This is a genomic window from Vibrio sp. Vb1980, assembly GCF_033338615.1.
Taxonomy (GTDB): domain Bacteria; phylum Pseudomonadota; class Gammaproteobacteria; order Enterobacterales; family Vibrionaceae; genus Vibrio; species Vibrio alginolyticus.
The window spans coordinates 1-528 of sequence record NZ_JAWOSZ010000171.1 but is presented as its reverse complement, the minus strand read 5'-3'; the positions used below and the strand labels follow the sequence as shown (position 1 = coordinate 528).

1 protein-coding gene and 1 pseudogene are annotated in these 528 nt (G+C 64.0%); both read right to left on the bottom strand.

What is annotated here, in order from left to right; genetic code table 11:
- A pseudogene (locus tag R7F64_RS24340) lies at window positions 1-239 on the bottom strand (DNA-primase RepB domain-containing protein); the annotation flags it as partial.
- A partial coding sequence (locus R7F64_RS24335; protein WP_318072216.1) for an IncQ-type mobilization protein MobB occupies window positions 215-528 on the bottom strand: 314 nt, incomplete at its 5' end. The pseudogene R7F64_RS24340 and the gene R7F64_RS24335, both read right to left, overlap by 25 nt.

The following is a 528-nucleotide window of genomic DNA, read 5'->3' as shown; positions in this document are numbered from 1 at the left end:
AAACCATGCCGCTCCTGCTCGGCGGGCCTGATATACACGTCATTGCCCTGGGCATTCATCCGCTTGAGCCATGGCGTGTTCTGGAGCACTTCGGCGGCTGACCATTCCCGGTTCATCATCTTGCCGCTGGCGGCATCCCGTATGCCGATGTCGTACCGGTCGCAGCCCATGGCCTTGAGCTGCCGGGCGATGGCTTGCGCGGTGCGGTCACCCTTTACTTGAGCTTGAAAACCAGCCATATACCCCCCTGTTGTTCGATGATTTGCGGCTCCAGCCAAAGCCATGATGCGATCAGCAGCGCCAGAATAGGCGTCACGGAAGCGATCAAGACCCCGGCCCACAACTTCCATGTCCAGCCACGGGCGGCGCTCCGGGCGCTCTGCGCGGCGCTGCTCACCTCGGCGGCTACCTCCCGCAACTCCTTGGCCAGCTCCACCCATGCCGCCCCTGTCTGGCGTTGGGCTTTCAGCCACTCCGCTGCCTGCGCCTCGCTGGCCTGCTGAGTCTGGCTCATGACCTGCCGGGCCT